A 21,617-nucleotide genomic window follows, 5' to 3' on the forward strand; every position below is an offset into this window, starting at 1 on the left:
CAATTAGTTACCCCTTTTTCACATATAACTGATTCCCCGTTTCAGCCTCCCAAACCTTAAAAGCCATTTCCATCTGCTCTCTGCCTTTTTCAATCCCGGGATGAAATTGAATGACGGCTTTTTGCCTGGTTGCCTCCACCTTCTCGAGGGCTGCCCTTATCGGCTCCTCGTATGATAGAGTCCCTAGTAACTCCTCCGCAATCGAAAAACCGGCTACCTCCCCCTGGGCCATCGCTACTTTTGCACTTTCAATTCCGGTAATGTTCCCGGCAACATATAGCCCTTTTAGACCTGTTTTCATTTTTTCACTATGAACTGGAACATGCCCACCGAGTTCCTCCACATAACGGAAAGAACATCCGGCCAAAGCTGCTAATTCCACAAGTGGATACAAGCCGCCAGCAACACAAACAAAATCTGCTTCAATCAATCGTTCAGTGCCTTCAACCGGATTTCCATCCAAATCAATATCTACCACTCGAACTCCTTCAACCTGCTCTGATCCAACAATTTCCACCGCAGCCTGCCGAAGCTTGACTGGAATTCCCCAAACGCGAAAACCATTTTTCGGGTAAAATTTTAACCCCAACCGTTTCATCGACGGCGATTTCATCAATCCGCTGCCAAAGCGAAGAAATTTGGACGGGGCGAGATGGGCAACACGTAGTAGCGAATCCATTACCTTGCCCGGGTCTCCGTCCTCTTCGGTAATCAGACTTTTCACAGGAAGCATCATTGAATCAATTTCAACCCCAGCTAATTCCAACTCACGGGCAATTGCAGTAGATAAAATATTAACCCCAACAATGACTCCCAGCTGTCCCGGACGTACCCGATGCACATTCGTCATCACCTGGGCCGCACCGATTGACATTACTCCCGGCAAGGTCCAACCGGCAATCGGCAGTGCCGTTTCTGCCGCACCCGTCGCCAGCAGCAATGCTTTTGCCCTTATTGTTTCCTTTGTGGTGTATACTTTCCATTCGTCTCCCGACCGTTTAAGGTTATAAACCGAAACACCCATATCAAATTCAACACCCAAATCACGAGCTTCCGAAATCAGACGTTCAGCCTTTTCGATTCCATTCCACCAAGTACCATCCGGTTCTTCATGCAATTGACCGAGCAGCCTGCCGCCGGGTTGGAAGAATTCATCGACCACCTTCACTTTTATTCCAGCACGTGCACAGACAATCGCTGCCGAAATACCTGCTGGTCCCGCTCCAACAATAAGAACATCCCTCACAAGGCATCGCCCTCTTTCTTAAAAGGAGTAGGCAGCTTTTCTCCCGAATGGACTTTCATGCCATTTCGAATTGGGGTTAAACAAGCCCGAACCCCCATCCTACCATCCACTTGAACCCGACATTCATAACAATGGCCGATATTACAATAGATGCCGCGCGGCGTACCCGTCTCCTCCTGGCATCGTAATGTTCGAACACCGCTGGCCAAAAGGGCCGCTGCAATCGTTTCTCCCTCCAATCCACTAAATACCTGATCGTTAAACGTAAAATTCACTAGACCTTTAATCTTTAATTCTCCTAGAATAGGATGATGGACCACCCGATTATTCTTTTCCATTCGAATCATTCCCAATCATAAAAAATTGAATTGGACGGACAGGCGGCTGAAAACTTAAAGGAATATCGTTTGGCTGCTCTTTCCCCGTTTGTTTTTCAACAATCCGATCAATTAGGTTGCGGCAGGTCCGCCCGCCGCAATACCCCATTCCAGCTCTTGTCCGGAGTTTTAGTTCCCTAGAGGAACACCCGTGCATCTGAACTGTTTCTATTAAATCCTCCAAATATACTTCTTCACAGCGGCAGACCACCGTTTTCGGTTTCTCCAAAAAAACACCAGCTTTCCAATGAATATAGGGGGACAAATTACCTCCCCCTTAAATCCTCAAAATTAATTCACCTTCACACTGACCGCCTGTTCGAACGCTTCTTTAATTTTTTGAAGCTCACTCTCAGGCAGCGGCATTCTTGGCGGACGAGTTGGTCCCACCGGTCTGCCGGCAAGTTCCATCGAATATTTAATCGCCTGAACAAGCTGTGGTTTTGCATCATAATGATACAGAGGCAGTGATGGCCGATAGAGTTCCAGCGCTTCTTTTACCCTTCCTTGGGCAGCCAATTCAAATATTCGTACCCCTTCTCTCGGAAAAACATTTGGGAATCCGGCAATCCAGCCAGTTGCTCCGGCAATCGGTCCTTCCATAGCTAAATCGTCTACACCAATCATTACTTCTAAGTCAGTTTTAGCTAAAATATCATGTACACGGCGGATATCTCCCGAAAATTCTTTTACGGCAACCACATTTTCAATCGCCGATAGTTTTTTTAGTAAATCCGGTGTTAAATCAACTTTGTAATCATGTGGATTGTTGTAGGCAATAATGGGAATACCCACCTCGGATAGGGCTTCATAATGAGCAAAAATTTCCGCTTCAGTCGGATTATAGTTAATCGGAGGCAGTGCCATAATCCCGGCCGCACCAGCAGCTTTTGCATGACGAGCCCAGCCTGCTGCCTGATCAGTAGACGGCGCACCCGTGCCGACAACAACTGGCACTCTTCCATTTGCCGCAGCAATGACGGTTTCAATAACCTTTGCCCTCTCCTCAGGAGTCAGCGATGCATATTCCCCAACCGATCCTGCTGGGATAATTCCGTGAACACCTTCCTTAATTAGCCAATCGACATGCTCCTCCAATCGCTTATAATCAACTTGATATTCCTTTGTAAATGGAGTAATAATCGCGACATAAACTCCTGAAAACTTTGCCATTTCTACATTCTCCTCTCAAACCCGTAAAAATTTTTATTTTATGCTAAATAAGCATTAACCACTTTACTATCTTCTTGCAGTTCCGCAGCAGAACCCTCCATCGTCACCGAGCCCGTTTCCAACACATAACCCCTTGTCGCTAGCTTCAAAGCGGCTCGCGCATTCTGTTCAACCAGCAAAATCGTTGTTCCCTGGTTATTGATATTGCGGATAATCTTCATAATTTCTTTGACAATAATCGGCGCGAGCCCCATTGATGGTTCATCGAGCATCAACAGCTTCGGCTCCACCATCAATCCTCGGCCAATCGCCAGCATTTGCTGTTCCCCGCCGGACAACGTGCCGGCCTTTTGTTTCGCCCGCTCCTTCAGACGGGGAAACAGCTCAAAAATATTCTCCACATTATCCTTTATATGTCCTTTTTTCTTTCTTTGGGTAAAGCCACCTAGTTCCAGGTTTTCCAGAACGGTCATTGTGCCGAAAATCCGTCTGCCCTCCGGAACATGGACAATACCCAGTTCAACTATTTCATGTGGACGTAATTTCGTGATTTCTTGCCCTAAAAAAGTAATCGAACCGTTTTGGGTTTTCACGAGACCGGAAATGGTTTTCAGCAGGGTGCTTTTTCCGGCACCGTTACTGCCAAGCATCGTCACAATTTCTCCAGGATAGATGGCGGCACTCACCCGTTCTAGTGCCTGAATTTTTCCATAATAAGAATCTACATTCTTCAATTCTAAGACGGGAGCGCTCATTCATCGTCCTCCTTTCCTAAATAGGCTTCAATCACAAGTTGATTTTGGAAGACTTCTTCCGGACTGCCATCGGCAATTTTTTTCCCATAATCCAAAACCGTTACATTGTCGGCTAATTTACTAACAAGGCCAATATCATGTTCGATGATAAAAATCGTCAGGTCATATTCCTTATGAATTCGTTGAATCAGCTTAATCAGTTCTTCCCGTTCCCCTTTATTCAGCCCTGCAGCGGGTTCATCAAGCAGCAACAGCTTCGGCTGCGAGGCAAGGGCTCTGGCAATTTCCACCTTCCGTTGCAGCCCATATGGCAGATTTTTCGCGTGACGGTTTGCATATTCACTCACTCCGACAAATTCCATTGCCGATTCCGCAACGGCTTTAATTAATTCTTCTTCTTTTCTTTGGGCAGGTGTACGGAAAATAGCTCCAAGATAGCCCTGTCTTGTTTTGCTATGCATCCCGCTCATCACATTTTCAAGAACCGTCAACGACGGAAAAAGACGGATATTTTGAAAGGTTCGAGCCATGCCCAATTCGGTGATTTTACTCGGCTTTTTCCGGACAATATTATTACCATCAAAAATGATATTTCCTTTGCTAGGTTTGTAGAACCCGGTAATGATGTTGAACATCGAGGTTTTTCCAGCTCCGTTCGGTCCAACAAGCCCAATAATTTTACCTTTTTCAATCGTAAAACTGACATCATCAACCGCCTTCAGGCCACCGAACTGCAAGGTTACATTTTCGATACTAACCAGCGACATGGCGATCCGCCCCCGTTTCTTTTCCTGCTGAAGCCGATGCCCTTTCCTTAGCGGAGGGCCATATTCCTTCCGGACGGAAAATCATCATGACCACGAGGAGCCCGCCAAAGATCAGCAGACGCCAGTCGGAAAAATCACGCATCACTTCCGGAAGGAGAATGACAAATACTGCACCTAACACCACACCTGGAATTCTGCCTATACCTCCCAGAACTACAGCTAATAAAATCATCGCTGATTGGTTAAAGCTAAAACTCTGCGGAGAAATCGCCGTCATTTTTACCGCAAAAATTGATCCGCCAAAGCCGCCGACTATTGCTCCAAAAATATAGGCTAATAGTTTTGTCCTCCAACGGTTAATCCCCATTGCTTCCGCTGCATCTTCGTCCTCGCGAATATATTTCCAGGCCCTGCCTAATCGTGAATCTCCTAGTCTTCTGACAATAAAGATCATTAAAATAACAGATACAAATGCCAGATAATAAACCCCTGTAAGACCTGTTAATTGGAAGGAACCAATGGATGGCTTTGGAATCCCATAAATTCCGGATGCACCGCCGGTAAAATGAAGATTGATGGCGGAAATCCGGACAATTTCACCAAACCCTAATGTGACAATCGCTAGATAATCACTTCTGAGGCGAAGTGTAGGTGCACCGATAATCACGCCTGCAATTGCAGATAAAATCGCAGAAGCAATTATCGAAATCCAAAAGGATAGATGGTATTGTGTCATTAAAATTCCCGTTGTGTAAGCACCCACTGCAAAAAAGGCCGAAAACCCTAAATCAAGCAAACCGCAATAACCAACGACAATGTTTAAACCTAATGCAAGAATGATATAAATCAGTGCCATCAGTGCAACATCAATCCAATAATTGTCTGAAATTAAGGGCAGACATGCCATCACGAAAACGAGGACACCAAGGGCTGCTATTTTCAAATAGTTTTTTTGAACTGTCTTGTCCATAAGCTACACCCTTTCCACTTCATTCTCACCAAGGATTCCCGTTGGTTTAAAGACGAGTAACAGAATCAAGATTCCAAAGGCAAAAACATCCTTCCAGGCGCTTCCTACATATACAGTTCCAATGGTTTCAACAATTCCAAGCAGCAATCCGCCAAGCATCGCTCCTTTGATACTGCCAATTCCGCCGATTACCGCTGCTGTGAAGGCTTTTAAACCAATGATAAACCCCATGAGGAAATTGATTTGTCCATAATAAACCCCGTCCATCACTCCTGCTGCGGCAGCAAGTGAGGAACCGATGAAGAACGTCATCGCAATGACGCGGTGAACGGCAATCCCCATTAAGGACGTAGCTGTCGAATCAATAGCAATCGATCGCATTGCTTTTCCGTACAATGTTTTGTGAATAAAAATATGTAATGCAACCATCATGAAAATAGAGAAGATAATAATGCCCAATTGCATGTAGGATAGATTTGCTCCGAGGATACTGAACCCTTTATTTGATAGATGAATAGGATAGACGCGAAAACTAGCTCCATAGGTAAGCATGATTCCATTTTGTAAAAATAACGAGACCCCGACGGCTGTAATTAAAACGGCCAGACGTGAAGATGCATTAAATAAAGGCCGATAGGCAATTCTTTCAACTACTACACCAAATAATCCGATCACAACCATCGAAATTAATAGGGCTAACCCTAAACCTAGTAAACTTGGCATACCCGTCAAAAAAGATAGCACGGTGAAGCCGACAAAAGATCCTACCATAAATATATCGCCATGAGCAAAGTTCAATAGCCTGATGACACCGAACACCATCGTATAACCTAAGGCAATTAAGCTATAAAAACAGCCAATGATGATCGCATTTATACATTGTTGTATAAATATATCCATCTGGATCCCCCTTTCATTGTAGGGAATCCCGGTTTTTAACCCGGGACACCCCTATATCCGATTTTAAATCGTTGAACTTCGATAACTGACAAGCCCCGATACCGAACAGGCGTATTCCGCTTTTATTGTGCCAATGTCATTTGACCATTTTTAACAATTAATACAACAAAGTTAGAAGTGGCAGTCTCTCCATTTTCCTTAAACTTCAATGGACCGCTGAACGTTTCAAATCCATCCGTTTCGCTAAGAGCTTTGATAATTTTATCCTTATCAGTTGAGCCCGCACGTTTGATTGCATCCGCCATGACTTTCATCCCATCATAAGAAATCGCAGAGTATGGTCCTGGATCCACACCAAATTTTTCTTTATATTTTGGAATCCAATCCTTTGCACTTTCTTGGAACTGCGGTGTTGGAGTAGTCGTTACAAATAACCCTTCAGCATTTTCTGGACCAGCGATTTTAATAATCGTTGGATCGTTCGAGCCATCACCTACGCCAAAGACACCGGAAACGCCGGCTTGCTTAAATTGTTTTGCCAAAAGTCCGCCGACATTATAGTAACCAGTCCAGTAGGTTGCATCTGGTTTAAGTTCCTTCAATTTCGTCATGAGCGAATTAAAATCTTTTTCCTCTGGATTGACCGCGTCAAATGCGATGACCTTTGCACCCATTCCTTTTACTTCATCTCTTGTTCTTTCGGCTAGGTCAACTGCATACGCAGAATTATCATTGATAATCGCGATTTTTTTAGCGCCTAGTTTGCTTACCATATATTCAGCAGCAGATTTAGCCTGCGCCGGCGCGGTACTATTTAATAGAAAAATATCTTTGAAGCCTTGCTCAGGAATTTTCGCAGAGTTTGCAGCTGTTAAAATCCATGGGGTATTTGCTTGGTTCATAACACCTGATGCCGGCAGAACGGCACCGGAGCAGTAACCACCGACAACTGCTACGACATCCTTTGATACAAGTTTGTTGGCACCGGCTGTGGCAATTTGCGGGTCACAGCCTTCGTCCTCTTTAACAAGTTTGATTTTCTTCCCGTTGATACCGCCGGCAGCATTGATTTCATCGGCAGCCATTTGAATCGCATTGTTCATGTCCTCACCCATTTTTGCACTCGAACCGGTGATTGGAGTTAGCGTTCCAATCAATATTTCGCCGCCTTTGTTATTGCCATCAGAGGAATCTGATCCTCCCGTTTTCGAGGAACAGGCGGTAATCATCATCATGACGATTACTAGTAATCCTAACCGTGAAAGCCATTTACTCATTCAAAATATCCCCTTTCTTTTAACAAAATTGATTTGGAAACGGTTTCATTACCTAATAGAGCCACTTTGGTCGGCTAATGATCGGTCTGCCCACGATTGCAGAATGTACGCAATCTTTTATGCTACTAAAATAAATCTTGCGATTAACAAGTCCAGGAGCATAGTGCGCATATTTCGCAGAGTTGGTCATTAATGTTTGACATTTATCCGGAATCACTGGGGTGTTAATCATACATAAACAAGTATCCGTCAAGAATTTTATTCCAAAGTTTTCAATTCTAGCGGCTACACCGTTGTTGAGGGCTTGTTCATAAACGTATTGGGAGGTCGTGATGATGAATTCTGACTGGACTTTTAATGGAGATTTTTTTTTGAATATGGACTGTGCTTGTTCTGCTTGTTCTGCTTGTTCTGCTTCCTGTTCAATTATTTCTGCCAAAAGCTTGCATTCATCATAGGAAAAATGCGGACTTCCAAGTGTGATCATATCAACCTTTTCTCCTGCTCCGGAAGATAGCTTCTTCCACACTTCCTGTAGTTCTGCTTTTGACACTTTATGTATGGAAGCTGGAGGTTTATTGCCCATTGCATTTTCCACCGTTTGTGCTTCAGGTGTAATTCCGACAATATGAAACATTCCTACTGAACCGGCTGTTGCAGCAGCAGCTCCAAAGGCCTTTAAATCATCGGCTGATGGGATATGGTTTAGACCGACAATCACAGGTACACCGCCATTTACCCTTTGACCTACAAGATAACCAAACACTGGATAGAAGAAGGAGTCTATCTCTTGAATCTCCTCCACATCGATTAAAATGGTGCCTTTTCTGTTATCCTCAAGATGAAGACCTGTTAAGGGAACCCGGCCGGTTATAGCAGCACAAATATCCATCAAATCTCCATAGCGGTTTGTTTTTGCTCCAAGGACACTATTGGCATAGACGACGGCATTTGATTCTGCCCAGGCGATATCCATTCCTTTTTGTGGTTTTTCCGGCAACAGATATGGGGCGCAGGTAAAGGTTGGCTTTGCTCCCATCTGAAGATAAGCATCAGCAAGTCTTTGAGCGGAGTTTGCCCATTCCGCCTCGACCCCCTGTTCCTTCCAGCGTTTTCGGTCAATGGAGATGGCATTCATTGTCGTCGGAACGGTGACCTTCCCACCCAATTCAGCCAATGTTTCAGCAAAATGAAGGCTTGCCGGTCCGGTATAAATGCAGCCATCAATGTGTGCACACTGAATGTCAATTAGCTTTTTCGCCCCTTGAATTTCTGCCATTCGGACTATTACCCGCATGGCTAACTGCTTTGCTTTACCTTCATTTCCTTCAAGGATACTTCGATCTTTTTTCGTCACTTCAACCTGCATTTTTGACACCTGCCAATTATAATCTGGGCTTATGTTTATCCTTTAACCACCCCCATTCAGAATATTTTGTGATCTTGTAGGTAGATGTGAGCGCTAACCGCCAGTTGGAGCTCGGTTTTCTGATAGTTGGAATGCGAAATGCCTTGTTAGTGACGGTCTAGATTTGCAATTCTACCTTTCCTGCTTTATCGATAAAAGCGTATTTCGCTTTTAACGCATCTTCAAAATCTTTGAGAGTTAAGACAATAATCGGGATGGATTTTTGCAAAAATTCATCAGCAACGATAGAACCGAGCGAAATAATCTCGTCTAGCTGACATAGTAGAATGGCTGCGGGTGCGTGCTCAGAAAAAATCGCTTCGAGAAGGATCCCGCTTCCTGTACAGGAACCTCTTCCTGTCGGTAAAACAAATACCTTACCTGTTACATTTTCCTTGGATAACGGATGATGTCGGTCAATAATTTCCCCTGTTGCTGGATTTAGTCCACCCCAAAAGCTTAGGGGAACATTAGTGGATAAAACCGGTCCTTCGGATTGTCCGTCTACCAGGACCTGGCCTTTTTTTATAAGGAGTTTACTAGAAGACATATATACAACCCCTTTGCTTATTGTTAAGGGTGTTGACTCGGAGATGTTTTTAATAAAACATGATGGAATGAAGGAGACTGATAATCATTTCAAATCAGTGAGACTTTGGTTCATTTTCGATGTAATATTTCCCTCGACGTGTTCTGACATTTTTAATTTGGCCGTGTTCGCATCACGGTTTTGAATGGCTTGTGCAATTTCCATTATCTCTATTGCTTGTTTTTCACGAAATTTTTGGTCGTTACCGCTTTCTAAACTTAATGCTGTCTTTCGTAGAACACTTTGAATTCCAAGCATAATGGCAATATGTATTTGGTTTTTTGAGGCATACGCCACTGCTTCATGCATCGCAAGGTCTAGGTCGATTAATTGCTCCCAAGGGGTATTGGAATCACTTGAAAGTTCTTTGAATTTTTTGGCAATGAGGGTGATTTGGTCGGTCTCGATTTGGGTTGCTCTTTGTGCTGCCAAAAAGGCTGTTTTTCCTTCAAAATCGGTGCGAAATTCGGCAAGCTCTGTAAAGGTTGCTCCACGAAAGTGAAGTAAGGTTTCTAACGAACGGGCCAGCTGGTCGGGTTTAGGTTCTATTATACTAATGCCACCGTTCACGCCTCTTTTGACTTCTACTACCTGTTCTGCCTCAAGTACTCTTATTGCTTCGCGAATGGTCGTCCGGCTTACTTCAAACATACTGGCCATTTCACGTTCGCTTGGAAGCCGATCACCGGTTTTTAATTGATTACTATAAATTGCATTATAGATTTGAGTGAGAACATCCTCAAAACCTCTAACTGGTTGAACTTTATTAAAAACGCTGGCAAACTGGATGTTTTCCTCTTCATCCACGCCAAAAATCCCTCCCTCCATAATGAATTTCGACCTAAATTAAAGATTGGAACGTCTAATGGTCGAACCTTTAACCACATTATATTATTAACCAAACACTAAAACTAGCGTGTTATTTTGTGATGTTTTGACTAGTTTTGACTCGTTTTGACGAAAAGAGTACGGTGCCAAAAGTGCGGTGCCTGTCACCGTTCGTGGACAAATCGACTGAAATGTCTTTTACGGGTGGACACTTTCTAAACGGGCTTTTGTACTTTGTAGTGTGGAAAGTAAACTCTTAGAATTGTGACCTCTATAAGTAAAAAACCTACCACTTCTAAGGAATGGCAGGTTTTCCGTTATTCAATAATCATTTCTTTTTCAATATAACTAGCCCTAATCCCAAATCTAGGTTTCACTAGCTCGATTTCTTCACCTAACAGGATTTTGATGGCAAGGTATGGCATATTGATCCCGGAAAGACAGCTGTAATGCATCCCCCCGCTCATCCGCGGATTGATTTCCAATAATTTTGGCACACCTTCGTTATATTTCACCTGAATATTAAACACATATGGCAATTTATACTCGTTATGGAATGCATGAGCCATTTGAATAAGCTCAAAATGTTCAACAAGCTCCCGGACTCTTCCTGAACCTTTTAACCGCGGAATAGCAGCGATTAACTTTTCCTCCGTTGCCAAACAATCAATGCTATATTCGGGACCGTCCAAATACTCCAAAACCATTAGTTCAGGAAACGTCCCACTTTGGCCCAGAATTTCGCATGCATACTGAAAAGGAATTCGACGACCCATTCCATGATAAAGAAGCTGCTCAATGGTGTCATTTTCCTCTCGAATCACCCGAAAACCATTCGCACCCTCACCGATAACTGGTTTAAAGCAAACGGTATGCCCCTTTTTCCGGAGCCCTTCAAACGCCTGTTTAAAAGAATCCACTGTATTTACCACGAAATAATCAGGAATTGAAATCAACGGTTTTCCATTTTTTTCACTATTCTCAATGGATTGATAGGCTGCTGCTTTATTATCCATCATTTCCATTAATTCAGCATTAGGACAAACCAGAACCCTTACACCCAACTCATCAAATAGCGTAAGCCGTTTAGAAATCAATACATTTTCCTTTCGAGGAATAAAAATATCAATTTTATGCTGTTTACAAAACCCGAGACAAAACTGAATATATTCCTCACCGGAAACATCCGGCTCGATAAAAGCGAAGTCACAATTCTGTAAATAAAGGGCATCCTTATTTGGATGAGTGCCATAAATCATAAACTTCCGCTGGTCCGGATTCTCACGGATCATATCGATATAGTGAGAAACTGTCGTAAACCAGCGATTAAACCAAATATTCATCTGAAACCTCTTTCTGGATGTTTTGTAAAACCTTTTCCATTATAGGTATCCAAAAAGAAATTTATACGTCCAACAATTATTCCAGAAAAATAAATACACATATGAAATTTTAGAGACTTTTAACGAGTGCCAAGCATTTACGTTCGATCCACCCAATTAAATCTTCAAAAAATCGTCACACTTATTCTATTATTTTCCATGCAAAAGTATTGAGCCTAGGCTTAATCAGTTCTATAATATTTAATAAAATCAGAAAATAAATACTTTTCTGAAATTATACATCTGTTAGTAAGCGTTACCAATCCAAAATGAGGGGGAAACTAAGTTATGAAACTTGCTGGAAAAGTAGCTGTTGTAACTGGGGGAGCCAGTGGAATTGGAGAGTTTACGGTTAGAGAAATGGTAGAAGAAGGGGCAAGGGTTGTTATTGCTGATTTAAATGATGACCTAGGCAGTAAATTGGTCCAGGAACTGAATCAAGAAGAACGGCAGGTTGCCTATATTCATGTGGATGTTACGAAGGAAGACCAAGTCGAAAACATGATTGAATTTGCCGTTTCTGAATTTGGAAAGCTTGATATTCTTTTTAATAATGCGGGTATTGGTTCGTTAAGCCCTTCTGCTGAACTCCCATTCGAGGAATGGCGGAAAGTGCTGTCGATTAATTTAGATGGAGTCTTTTTGGCTGCCAAACATGCCATTAAAGCGATGCAAAAGAATGGCGGCGGGAGCATCGTGAATACCGCTTCTATTTTAGGACATGTCGGTCAGGCACAAACGGCTCCTTATACTGCCTCAAAAGGGGCTGTTGTCAATCTTACAAGAACCTTGGCTGTCGAGTATGCGAAGGAAAATATTCGGGTTAATGCCGTTTGCCCGGGATATATTGAAACACCACTCCTTAATCAGTTGGATGAGGCAATGAAAAACCACTTAATTTCCCTTCATCCAATCGGGCGCCTCGGTAAACCAGAGGAAATTGCGAAGGCAGTAGTCTTCCTTGCCTCTGATGATGCAAGCTTTGTAACCGGCTCCAATCTTTTAGTAGACGGCGGATACACAGCTCAATAAGAACCCTGCCAGGTCCATTTGTTAAAAATAAAGGACGTAAACGATTTAACCAGTTTACGTCCTTTTACATTTGCCAAGCTTTTATCTATACCTGTGACCATCACTGTCCATCCCACATGGACAAATTCAGCAGTTTGTCCACGAACGGTGCCTGTCACCTTATTTTGTCACCTTATTTAACGATTACTTTCGGTTGAACTGAGAATTCGATGCTGCATCTTAGGGTGTTCGAGATGAAGCAGGCTTTTTCTGCGCGAACTGCTAGTTCCTCTAGTTTTTCGACTGTAACCTCGGCATCCGGGTTTATGTAAATAGTTGGTTTATGATTAATTTGCTTAAATTTCAGCTTTCCATCAATTTTATCAACAATGCCTTCCGAAACAACTTCGAAGCTGACACCCTCAATTTTGCGGTTGCTAATCATCGCTGCCAGTGTAATCATATAGCAATTATTTGAAGCAGCAATCAAAAGCTCTTCTGGACTTGAGCCAATCCCCGGACCATCAAATTCCTTTGGAACAGAAGCAGTTATATCCAATCCTGCTGCTTGAATATGCCCCGTACCATTCCGATCACCCTGCCATGAACCATTTACAGAAAAACGAGAACTCCCCATTGAAAAACCCCTCCTTAAAATTTCATACTCCTTTATTATAATCCTAACCTACAATGGAAAGTAATTTTTTCACATTCGATATCAAGAAAACCTAGAACTATTTAAATATTTGCACTTTCTCCTGTAGATTCGTAAGTGCAGTCAACGCACCTATTTCCGTTGTGGAAAGCGCTGCAATTTCGTTCGCGAATTGCGTATATTTTTCCACCTGTGACAGGTTTTCCGGTATCCCTTTTTCATGGAACCCATACAATATTGCAGCCATGAACGCATCCCCAGCCCCTGTTGTATCAATTGCATTTACCTTTACGGCTGGAACAAAAATTCCGCTACCACTCCTAATCGCATATGTTCCTTTACTTCCCCTAGTGACCAATAGAAAAGGAATCTTCAGGTCCGAGAGCTTCTCCAGTCCATCTTCTAAAGAACTAGTCTCAGTCAGAAACAACAATTCCTCCTCAGCCATTTTCACCAAATCGGCTTCTTGCAATATAGAAAGAATTGTTTCCCGACATTGCTCATCACTCTCCCAGCGCTTCAGACGGATATTGGTATCAAAAGCCCTTATTAAGCCGGTCTCTTTTGCATACTTCAATGCCCGATTAGTGGTTCCTCTAGCCGTTTCATGAAAAAGTGTCCCGGAACCGAAATAAAAGATTTTAGCCTTCTCAAATAAATCACGCTGTAATTCTGACTCCAACAGCCATTCATCAGGAGTAGGATTGTAATAGGAATGAAAAGTCCGCTCACCTTTCTCATTTAAATAAACATATACACCACAAATTTTCTTACTAGGCGTGCGGACACAATATTCCGTATTGATTTTTTCCCGCGCCAATTCTTGCTCTACAAATAAACTAGACTCATCCACCCCTAATCTACATAAATAATAGGAGGGAAGTCCTAGTCTTCTCGTACCGACAATCACATTTACCGTAGCACCGCCCAACAGCTGCGTAAACTTGGTATTGCTGCGGTCCTTCGAAATATAATCGATAAACGCCTCACCAAACGAAATTACACCATGTTTTTTCAAAGTGCTTGCCACAATCCTTTCAAACATTCACATAAAATTCAAAATATTATAAAATTATTTCTAAGGAAATTTTCTTTTCTTTTCCGCTATAGTACAATGAAATGAAAACTGGAATATCTAACCCGGAGGTCTGTGTATGAATCGTCTTACCAATCATTTAATTGTGATTTCATTCGATTGTTTATCCGCTTTAGATTTTCCGATACTTGAAACCTTACCCCACTTTCAGACAATCCTCCAGAATGGAGCGATTGTCCAAAATGTAGAAACCATTTATCCCTCCATTACCTATCCATGTCATGCAACCCTTGTAACCGGAAACTTTCCAAATCGACATGGCGTTATCAATAATACTCTTTTCCAGCCTGGGCGTCTCTCTCCTGATTGGCATTGGTACCGACATTCCATTCAAGGCACCACCCTTTACGATGAAGCCAAAAAAGCTAATATGACAACAGCCGCCTTGTTATGGCCGGTAACAGGCAAGGCAAATATTGATTATAATATGCCGGAAATTTGGACGAACCACCCTTGGCAAAATAAAATTTTGCTTTCCCTTTTAAGCGGCAGTCCCGGTTACCAATGGGAATTAAATAAGCGCTTTGGACAAATCCGAAATGGGTTAAATCAGCCGGAACTGGACAATTTTGTCCTTGAATCGACGGTTTACACGATTAAAATAAAGAAACCCCATCTATTATTGGTCCACTTTACTGATTTAGATACACAGCGGCATTATCATGGTTTTTCATCAAATGAAGCGATTGCGGCAATCCATCGTCATAACGAACGTCTTGGCCGAATCATCGCTGCCTTAAAGGAAGCTTCCATCTATGAAAATTCAACAATCGCTATTTTAGGCGACCATAGCGCTCTAGATGAAAGTAAGGCGCTCCATCTGAACGTACTGCTGCAGCGTCAAAAACTTATTTCAACCAACACAAATGGCAAAATAAATAATTGGCGGGCCTATTGTAAAAGTTGCGATGGCTCCGCATATATTTATCTCAAAGACAAATGCGACTTTGAATGTTTGAATGCTGTTCGACAGCTATTAGACTCATTGCTTCTAGATCCTCACTCAGGGATTGAAGCAGTTATCGACGGCGAACAAGCTGCTGCTAAAGGTGCAGACGGAACGTGCACATTTATGGTCGAAGCGAAGAAAGGATATTATTTTTTAGAAGATTTTCATGGGGAATATATTAAAACAATCTCGCATGAGGATGTAACCGCAGATAAAAAATACACGCTGGCAACGCATGGGTATTCTCCTGAAAAAGATAATTATACTACGATTTTTATGGCCGCTGGAAAAGGCATTCGGAATACCAAGATCCCTTCCGCCCATCTGGTCGATGAAGGGCCAACTTTTGCACGATTATTGGGTCTTGACTTAGGAAACACCGATGGGAGAGTGATTGCAGAGATCCTGACAGATTAAAAAAAACGTCCGAGGGGGAGATGAAAATGAAGCGTTTGTCAAAGCAAGAAAAAAGCTGGGTCTTTTACGACTGGGCTAATTCTGCCTATTCCTTACTGATTACGACAGCCATTTTTCCATTATATTTTAAATCGGCAGCAAATGATGCAGGGGTTGCCGCAGTAGACTCGACTGCCTATTGGGGAATTGCCAATTCAATTGCCACCCTGCTGATTTCCATTTGTGCGCCGATATTAGGGACGATCGGTGACTATAAAGGATTTAAGAAACGATTTTTCACCTTTTTCTTTGGACTCGGAATTGTTTTTACCCTGCTGCTAGCCTTCGTTCCCCATCATCAATGGCTGATTCTCTTAATCTGTTATATGTTCACGGTCATCGGTTTTGCTGGTGCAAATATTTTCTACGATGCCTTTCTTGTCGATGTGACCTCTGAGGATCGGATGAACCGGATTTCTGCGAGAGGATTCGCGATGGGGTATATCGGAAGTACCATTCCCTTCATCCTAAGTATCGCCCTAATTATTTTATCATCTAAAGGAATTATCCCTCTTTCCGTTACCGTTGCAAGTCAGGCTGCCTTTGCGATTACAGCTTTATGGTGGGGATTATTCACCATCCCGATGCTGAAAAACGTTGAACAGGTGTACTATGTCGAGCGCGTTCCTAATCCAGTATCTAATAGCTTTAAACGAATGGTTGGAACCTTTAAACATATCAAATCCTACCGTGCGCTTTTCCTATTCCTCGTTGCTTATTTCTTCTATATTGATGGGGTCGATACGGTTATTACCATGTCCACCGTATTTGGTACAGATATCGGCATTAGTTCTAATAACCTCTTAATCATTCTATTTGCAACACAAATTGTAGCCTGTCCGTTTTCGATTTTATACGGAAAACTTGCAGAAAAATTCAGAGCCAAAAAAATGCTTCTTGTCGGGATTTTCGTGTATATTGTCATTTGTTCCTATGCTTACTTCCTGGATTCAACATTGGATTTTTGGATTCTGGCTATGCTCGTTGCCTCCTCTCAAGGGGGAATTCAGGCCTTAAGCCGGTCGTATTTTGCGAGACTAGTCCCAAAAGAAAATGCCAATGAGTTTTTTGGGTTTTATAATATTTTCTATAAATTTGCCGCTATCTTAGGACCAACCTTAGTTGGTGTAACAGGCAAACTAGCGGGAGATACAAAAAGCGGCATATTCAGCCTCATTATTTTGTTCGTCATTGGCGGCACGATTCTACTAAGAGTACCCGAAAAAATAGACTCCTCCCAATCCAATACCATCTCCAACTAAACCCAAAAAGGGATTTTGCCTCGGCAAAGTCCCTTTTTCAACAATGTCCACTACACATGGACAAAACCACCCCAAATGTCTTTCTATGGTGTCAGGCACCGCTTTTATTTACGATGTATACTCTTTCAGGCCGGCCGACGGTCCCATAGGCTAGGTCTGCGGCAATTTTTTCTTCGGACATGAGATGCTCGAGATAACGTCTGGCTGTGGTTCGGCTTACGCCAATTTCCTTGGCGACGACCTCTGCGGTCAGACCGAAATCCACTTTTCCAAGAACATCCAGTACTTTATCCAGTGTCAGCGGGTCAATACCTTTTGGCAAATAGGATTTATCATTTGCTGCTCCAGTCCCGCCTACTTCCTTCCGCAGCAGCTTGTCCACCTGCTGCTGGGTGACATGCAGATTTTCATCGCGTAATTCCACCAGCTTCCGATGATATTCCTGATAGCGTACTAACGACTGCTTAAAACGCTCAAAAACAACGGGCTTGATCATATAATCGAAAACACCAATACTAATGGCCTCTTGAACTTTATGAATCTCTTTTGTTGCGGTAATCATAATAACGTCCATTTGCTTCTCATGCTGTTTTGTCTCCTTCAGCAAATCAAGCCCATTCATATCTGGAAAATAGACGTCCAATAAAAGAAGATCAGGCTGCAATAGTTCGATATAGGTTTTTGCTTCCTCATAATTTACAGCAATTCCCACGGTCTGGAACCCTTCTATTTTTTCAATAAAACGCTTTTGAATTTCCGCAATCCGTAAATCATCCTCAACAATTAACACTTCGATATCGCGGCTCTTCTTCATGTAGGCACCCCCTGCTTTTCGGTATCGCTACCGTAAAAATCGTCCCTTCACCCTCTTCGGATGATAAAGTAACATAACCCTCAAGGTCCCTTATCGCCTTTTGAACAAGGCTTAGACCAATCCCGGCATTACTAACTGTATTCTTTGTCGTAAAACCTGCTTGAAAAATCCGCTCCTGATCCGCTAATGATATTCCCTTTCCATTATCTTCAACTTCGATAATCAGTTCTTTCCCAAGATCGGTTAAAAATAATGTAACGTTCTTTTCTTCCTTGCCATTGTCCCGTACAGCATCAAACGCATTATTAATCAGATTTCCGATAATCGTTACTAGGGTTTCCCTACTAATCTCCTTCGGAACATCTTGAAAACTGCTCTCACGGTCAATTGAAAAAAGAATTTTTAGCTCACTAGCCAAGCTGACCTTGCCTAAAATAAATCCGGCAATAATCGGGTCCGGTATTTCCCTCATTAAAAAATGGATGAAACCCTGGGCAAAATCTACTTCTTTAGAAATAAACTCAATTGCTTCTTTATAGGAGCCAAGTTGGATTAATCCAAGTAAAGTATAAAGTCTATTAGAGTATTCATGTGTCTGTGCCCGCAGCCCTTCAGCATAGGCTTTCACATGAGATAATTCCTGGAGAAGATTGGCAAGCTCAGACTTGTTTCGGAAACTCGCAACTGCTCCAATCACCTCACCTCTTTTACCTAAAATCGGAATGCGGTTCGCCAAATAAACGTCATCATGAATGATAATTTCCTGATCATACTCGGCTTGTCCTGTTTTTACTACATCTAATAGATGGGTATTTTCCAATACGTCTTCAATTTTTTTCCCGCGAAGCAAAACATCGAGTGGCTCATTTAAAATTTTATGAGCTGTTTCATTCACGACTGTTATTCTTCCCTCTGTATCGATTGCGATAAGCCCCTCATGGATCGACTCCAGGATGGCATGCTTTTCCTGATACATCCATGCAATTTCTTTTGGTTCAAGTCCAAATATTGCACGTTTTATATTTAAGGAGATTAATAGGGCTGCGATTAATCCCCCGATTAAAATAAGGAGAGTGGCAAAAAAGATTTTTCGCTGAATTTTTGCAACCTCTGTATGAATATCTTTCTGCATGTAGCCAACGGAGACAACACCGATAACTTTTCCGTTGTTAAATATGGGTGCTTTCCCCCTAAGTGATGGACCTAATGTCCCAATCGATTCCGAAATAACAGACTTTCCTTTGAAAACAGCATCATTATCTCCCCCAACCATTTTTTGTCCCAGCCGGTTCGGATTTGGATGCGAGTAACGAATTTCGTCGCGGTTCCCAATTACAATAAATTCGGCCCCCACCTGTTTCCGTATTTTTTCCGCGATGGGTTGAATAATAGCGGCTGGGTCGTTAGTCGTAAAAGCCTCTTGAATACTCGGCATATTCGAAATAGTTTGAGCAACAGAAAGGGCCTTTGTTCCCATATCGTGCTTAAGATTAGTCTCCATGATATTTTTAAAGGTAAATTCTAATATAACGCCAAGGACAATAATGAGTACGAACATTCCCAGCATTAATTTCGTATGTAAACGCATGCAAACACCTCTATTCTTATCATATAAAAAAAAACCCCTTAAAAAAAGGAGTTTTTTGTTCTTTCTGAAATTTTCAAATTTTTTACCCTTCAACGTTAATAATTACTTGTTTTCCTCTCATCTTCATTAAGGTTGGAATCACCAGCCATAGAACTGCAATTATAAGGAAGGCAAGCGAAATCGGACGTGTAAAGAATACACTATAATCTCCATTTGATATGGTTAAGGCTCTACGCAAATTGTTTTCAATCATCGGCCCTAAAACAAGCCCCAGTACGAGCGGTGCAATTGGGTAATCATTTTTACTAAAGAAATAGCCTAATAGACCACATGCTAACAATAATAGGAGGTCATTTGTAGAAACCTGTACAGCATAGACCCCAAAAATCGAGATGGCAACAATTAAAGGGATTAAATATTTCTTCGGTGTTTGAATAATTTTAGCAAAAACTTTTACTAACGGCAGGTTCAGGATCAACAGCATAACATTTCCAATAAACATACTGGCAATCAATCCCCATGCAACATTTGGATGATCCTCGAATAACAGCGGGCCCGGCTGAACATTATACATCATCAAGGCTCCCATTAAAATTGCCGTGGTACCTGATCCAGGAATACCAAGTGTTAGTAATGGAATCATCGCTCCACCAGATGCGGCATTATTTGCTGATTCCGGTGCAGCCACCCCTGCAATCGTACCTGTACCAAATTTTGAAGGATTCTTAGAGATCTTTTTTTCAAGAATATAAGAAAAGAAGGAAGCAAGTGTTGCACCCGCACCTGGAAGGATTCCGACAAAGAAACCAAGGAGTGAACCGCGGGCAATCGGCCCTGCCGACTCTTTTAATTCTTCTTTTGATGGAATCAAATTATTAATGCGCGCCATCTCGGCATCTTCTTCTTCTTTTTCCAGAATTGTTTTGAATACTTCACCAAGGGCAAATAATCCAACTGCAACCGTTAAAAATTCAATTCCCTGATAGAGCCATGGAATGTCAAAGGTAAAGCGCGAAATCCCTGATACCGTGTCGATTCCAATTGTTCCTAATAATAGTCCACATACTGTCATGATTAACGCTTTAGTAACCGATTTACCAGCTAGACCGCTGACAGCCATTAATCCTAAAAGCATGAGTGAAAAATATTCTGAGGGACCAAATTTAAGTGCGACCGTTGATAATGGCTTCGCAAGGGCAATCAAGGCAATCAGGGTAACAATCCCTGCAACAAAGGATCCAATGGCGGCAATCGACAAGGCACTTCCTGCCCGGCCTTTCTTTGCCATCTGATATCCATCCAGTGTTGTGACAACCGAGGAGGACTCTCCAGGGGTATTTAATAGAATTGAAGTGGTCGAGCCTCCATACATAGCACCGTAATAGACTCCTGCTAGTAAAATGATAGCACTTGTCGCTGCCTGTTCTGGCGGAAGCCCGCCGGTTACGGATGCTGTAACAGGTATGAGGAGTGCTACACCGCTCATTGGACCAATCCCTGGCAAAACGCCGACTGCTGTCCCAATTAAAACTCCGACAAACGCAAAAAGTAAATTATACCAAATTAATGCTGTCCCAAATCCATGCAGTAAATAATCAATCGTTCCCATCATGAAGCCTCCTTTCTAAACATTAAAACCACACCGGCCATCCTGGCAGCGTACCTTTTAGCACTTCCACGAATAAAAAATAGACGATTCCTGAAAAACATGCAGATATAATCAGTGATTTAATGATTTTCCCGCGTTCCATCGCCTGGAAACAGACGAAAAGAAAAACAAATGTTGTAATCACATAACCAATTGATTCTAACGTTAAAATATAAATCAAGGTAGCAACAAAGATTATTAGAAATGGCTTGTAGTCAAGTTTTTCTTTTTTCCCAAATTTGTATCCTTGGCCTCGTACCGTTTCAAAAAACAGACGGATGCTTAATAATGAAAGTGCGATCCCAAGAACAAACGGAAAAATGTCCGGCCCAACGACACTTCCATAGGCAGAGCTTGCAATATGCTTGCTGCCAACGCAAAATAACATTCCGACAACCAGAAATAACACAGCAGCAATACGATCGAATTTAATATCCATTTTATGGATCCTCCTTACCTAAAAAAT

At 42.3% G+C, this 21,617-nt stretch carries 22 protein-coding genes; 3 read left to right on the forward strand and 19 right to left on the reverse strand.

Annotation, left to right across the window (positions count from 1 at the left end; translation table 11 throughout):
• Nucleotides 1–7: 7 nt before the first annotated feature.
• From ACFQZ9_RS04450 to ACFQZ9_RS04510, 13 genes are all read right to left on the reverse strand, one after another.
• Nucleotides 8–1,246 carry an NAD(P)/FAD-dependent oxidoreductase gene (locus tag ACFQZ9_RS04450; RefSeq protein ID WP_498942480.1) on the reverse strand — a complete coding sequence of 413 codons (1,239 nt, stop codon included), beginning with the start codon at nt 1,244–1,246 and terminating at the stop codon, nt 8–10.
• Nucleotides 1,243–1,584 carry a (2Fe-2S)-binding protein gene (locus ACFQZ9_RS04455; RefSeq protein WP_198309963.1) on the reverse strand — a complete coding sequence of 114 codons (342 nt, stop codon included), beginning with the start codon at nt 1,582–1,584 and terminating at the stop codon, nt 1,243–1,245. The genes ACFQZ9_RS04450 and ACFQZ9_RS04455 overlap by 4 nt, the downstream gene beginning before the upstream one ends.
• Entirely contained in the window at nt 1,571–1,888 is a 318-nt protein-coding gene (locus ACFQZ9_RS04460; RefSeq protein ID WP_232490024.1) for a (2Fe-2S)-binding protein, read from the reverse strand. Before ACFQZ9_RS04460 ends, ACFQZ9_RS04455 begins: the two co-directional genes overlap by 14 nt.
• 26 nt (nt 1,889–1,914) lie before the next feature.
• On the reverse strand, nt 1,915–2,796 hold the full coding sequence (locus ACFQZ9_RS04465) for a dihydrodipicolinate synthase family protein (protein ID WP_198309962.1): 882 nt from the start codon (nt 2,794–2,796) through the stop codon (nt 1,915–1,917).
• Between the two features lie 38 nt (nt 2,797–2,834).
• Nucleotides 2,835–3,551 (reverse strand): ABC transporter ATP-binding protein, encoded by a 717-nt coding sequence (locus tag ACFQZ9_RS04470; protein ID WP_498942481.1) that lies wholly within the window; start codon nt 3,549–3,551, stop codon nt 2,835–2,837.
• Nucleotides 3,548–4,318, reverse strand: a complete 771-nt coding sequence (locus tag ACFQZ9_RS04475; RefSeq protein ID WP_498942482.1) for an ABC transporter ATP-binding protein — start codon at nt 4,316–4,318, stop codon at nt 3,548–3,550. The genes ACFQZ9_RS04470 and ACFQZ9_RS04475 overlap by 4 nt, the downstream gene beginning before the upstream one ends.
• Nucleotides 4,305–5,288, reverse strand: coding sequence for a branched-chain amino acid ABC transporter permease (locus tag ACFQZ9_RS04480; RefSeq protein ID WP_198309959.1), 984 nt, complete (start codon nt 5,286–5,288; stop codon nt 4,305–4,307). The genes ACFQZ9_RS04475 and ACFQZ9_RS04480 overlap by 14 nt, the downstream gene beginning before the upstream one ends.
• Nucleotides 5,289–5,291: 3 nt before the next feature.
• Nucleotides 5,292–6,188 carry a branched-chain amino acid ABC transporter permease gene (locus ACFQZ9_RS04485; protein WP_198309958.1) on the reverse strand — a complete coding sequence of 299 codons (897 nt, stop codon included), beginning with the start codon at nt 6,186–6,188 and terminating at the stop codon, nt 5,292–5,294.
• Between the two features lie 122 nt (nt 6,189–6,310).
• Nucleotides 6,311–7,465 carry a branched-chain amino acid ABC transporter substrate-binding protein gene (locus ACFQZ9_RS04490; RefSeq protein ID WP_498942483.1) on the reverse strand — a complete coding sequence of 385 codons (1,155 nt, stop codon included), beginning with the start codon at nt 7,463–7,465 and terminating at the stop codon, nt 6,311–6,313.
• A 52-nt stretch (nt 7,466–7,517) separates the two neighbouring features.
• The gene (locus ACFQZ9_RS04495) at nt 7,518–8,834 is read right to left on the reverse strand and encodes an aconitase X (RefSeq protein WP_498942484.1); all 1,317 of its coding nucleotides are present in this window, start codon (nt 8,832–8,834) and stop codon (nt 7,518–7,520) included.
• 157 nt (nt 8,835–8,991) lie between these two features.
• A complete protein-coding gene (locus tag ACFQZ9_RS04500) occupies nt 8,992–9,423 on the reverse strand; it encodes an aconitase X swivel domain-containing protein (protein ID WP_498942486.1) in 432 nt (143 codons plus the stop codon).
• A gap of 84 nt (nt 9,424–9,507) precedes the next feature.
• Complete coding sequence (locus ACFQZ9_RS04505) at nt 9,508–10,269, reverse strand: FadR/GntR family transcriptional regulator (RefSeq protein ID WP_498942488.1); 762 nt, start codon at nt 10,267–10,269, stop codon at nt 9,508–9,510.
• A gap of 338 nt (nt 10,270–10,607) precedes the next feature.
• Nucleotides 10,608–11,633: an ATP-grasp domain-containing protein gene (locus tag ACFQZ9_RS04510; RefSeq protein ID WP_498942489.1), complete on the reverse strand. Its 1,026-nt coding sequence runs from the start codon at nt 11,631–11,633 to the stop codon at nt 10,608–10,610.
• 327 nt (nt 11,634–11,960) lie between these two features.
• On the opposite strand from ACFQZ9_RS04510, the gene ACFQZ9_RS04515 reads away from it, so the two are divergent.
• Complete coding sequence (locus ACFQZ9_RS04515) at nt 11,961–12,704, forward strand: SDR family NAD(P)-dependent oxidoreductase (RefSeq protein WP_498942491.1); 744 nt, start codon at nt 11,961–11,963, stop codon at nt 12,702–12,704.
• Nucleotides 12,705–12,876: 172 nt separating this feature from the next.
• Here ACFQZ9_RS04515 and ACFQZ9_RS04520 read toward each other — a convergent pair whose 3' ends face one another.
• Both ACFQZ9_RS04520 and ACFQZ9_RS04525 read right to left on the reverse strand, forming a co-directional pair.
• Nucleotides 12,877–13,320 (reverse strand): OsmC family protein, encoded by a 444-nt coding sequence (locus tag ACFQZ9_RS04520; RefSeq protein WP_198309951.1) that lies wholly within the window; start codon nt 13,318–13,320, stop codon nt 12,877–12,879.
• Nucleotides 13,321–13,417: 97 nt separating this feature from the next.
• Nucleotides 13,418–14,356 (reverse strand): carbohydrate kinase family protein, encoded by a 939-nt coding sequence (locus tag ACFQZ9_RS04525; RefSeq protein WP_498942493.1) that lies wholly within the window; start codon nt 14,354–14,356, stop codon nt 13,418–13,420.
• Between the two features lie 136 nt (nt 14,357–14,492).
• On the opposite strand from ACFQZ9_RS04525, the gene ACFQZ9_RS04530 reads away from it, so the two are divergent.
• Nucleotides 14,493–15,800 carry an alkaline phosphatase family protein gene (locus ACFQZ9_RS04530; RefSeq protein WP_498942494.1) on the forward strand — a complete coding sequence of 436 codons (1,308 nt, stop codon included), beginning with the start codon at nt 14,493–14,495 and terminating at the stop codon, nt 15,798–15,800.
• A gap of 26 nt (nt 15,801–15,826) precedes the next feature.
• Complete coding sequence (locus tag ACFQZ9_RS04535) at nt 15,827–17,101, forward strand: MFS transporter (protein WP_498942495.1); 1,275 nt, start codon at nt 15,827–15,829, stop codon at nt 17,099–17,101.
• A 91-nt stretch (nt 17,102–17,192) separates the two neighbouring features.
• Here the strand turns inward: ACFQZ9_RS04535 and ACFQZ9_RS04540 are convergent, their stop codons facing one another.
• The 4 genes from ACFQZ9_RS04540 to ACFQZ9_RS04555 form a co-directional block, all read right to left on the reverse strand.
• On the reverse strand, nt 17,193–17,915 hold the full coding sequence (locus ACFQZ9_RS04540) for a response regulator (RefSeq protein ID WP_498942496.1): 723 nt from the start codon (nt 17,913–17,915) through the stop codon (nt 17,193–17,195).
• Complete coding sequence (locus ACFQZ9_RS04545; protein WP_498942497.1) at nt 17,878–19,503, reverse strand: ATP-binding protein; 1,626 nt, start codon at nt 19,501–19,503, stop codon at nt 17,878–17,880. Before ACFQZ9_RS04545 ends, ACFQZ9_RS04540 begins: the two co-directional genes overlap by 38 nt.
• A gap of 82 nt (nt 19,504–19,585) precedes the next feature.
• A complete protein-coding gene (locus ACFQZ9_RS04550; RefSeq protein ID WP_498942498.1) occupies nt 19,586–21,112 on the reverse strand; it encodes a tripartite tricarboxylate transporter permease in 1,527 nt (508 codons plus the stop codon).
• Between the two features lie 22 nt (nt 21,113–21,134).
• On the reverse strand, nt 21,135–21,590 hold the full coding sequence (locus tag ACFQZ9_RS04555) for a tripartite tricarboxylate transporter TctB family protein (protein WP_498942499.1): 456 nt from the start codon (nt 21,588–21,590) through the stop codon (nt 21,135–21,137).
• Nucleotides 21,591–21,617: the final 27 nt, after the last annotated feature.

The organism is Neobacillus sp. GCM10027624, from assembly GCF_042675345.1.
Lineage (GTDB): Bacteria > Bacillota > Bacilli > Bacillales > Cytobacillaceae > Neobacillus > Neobacillus cucumis_D.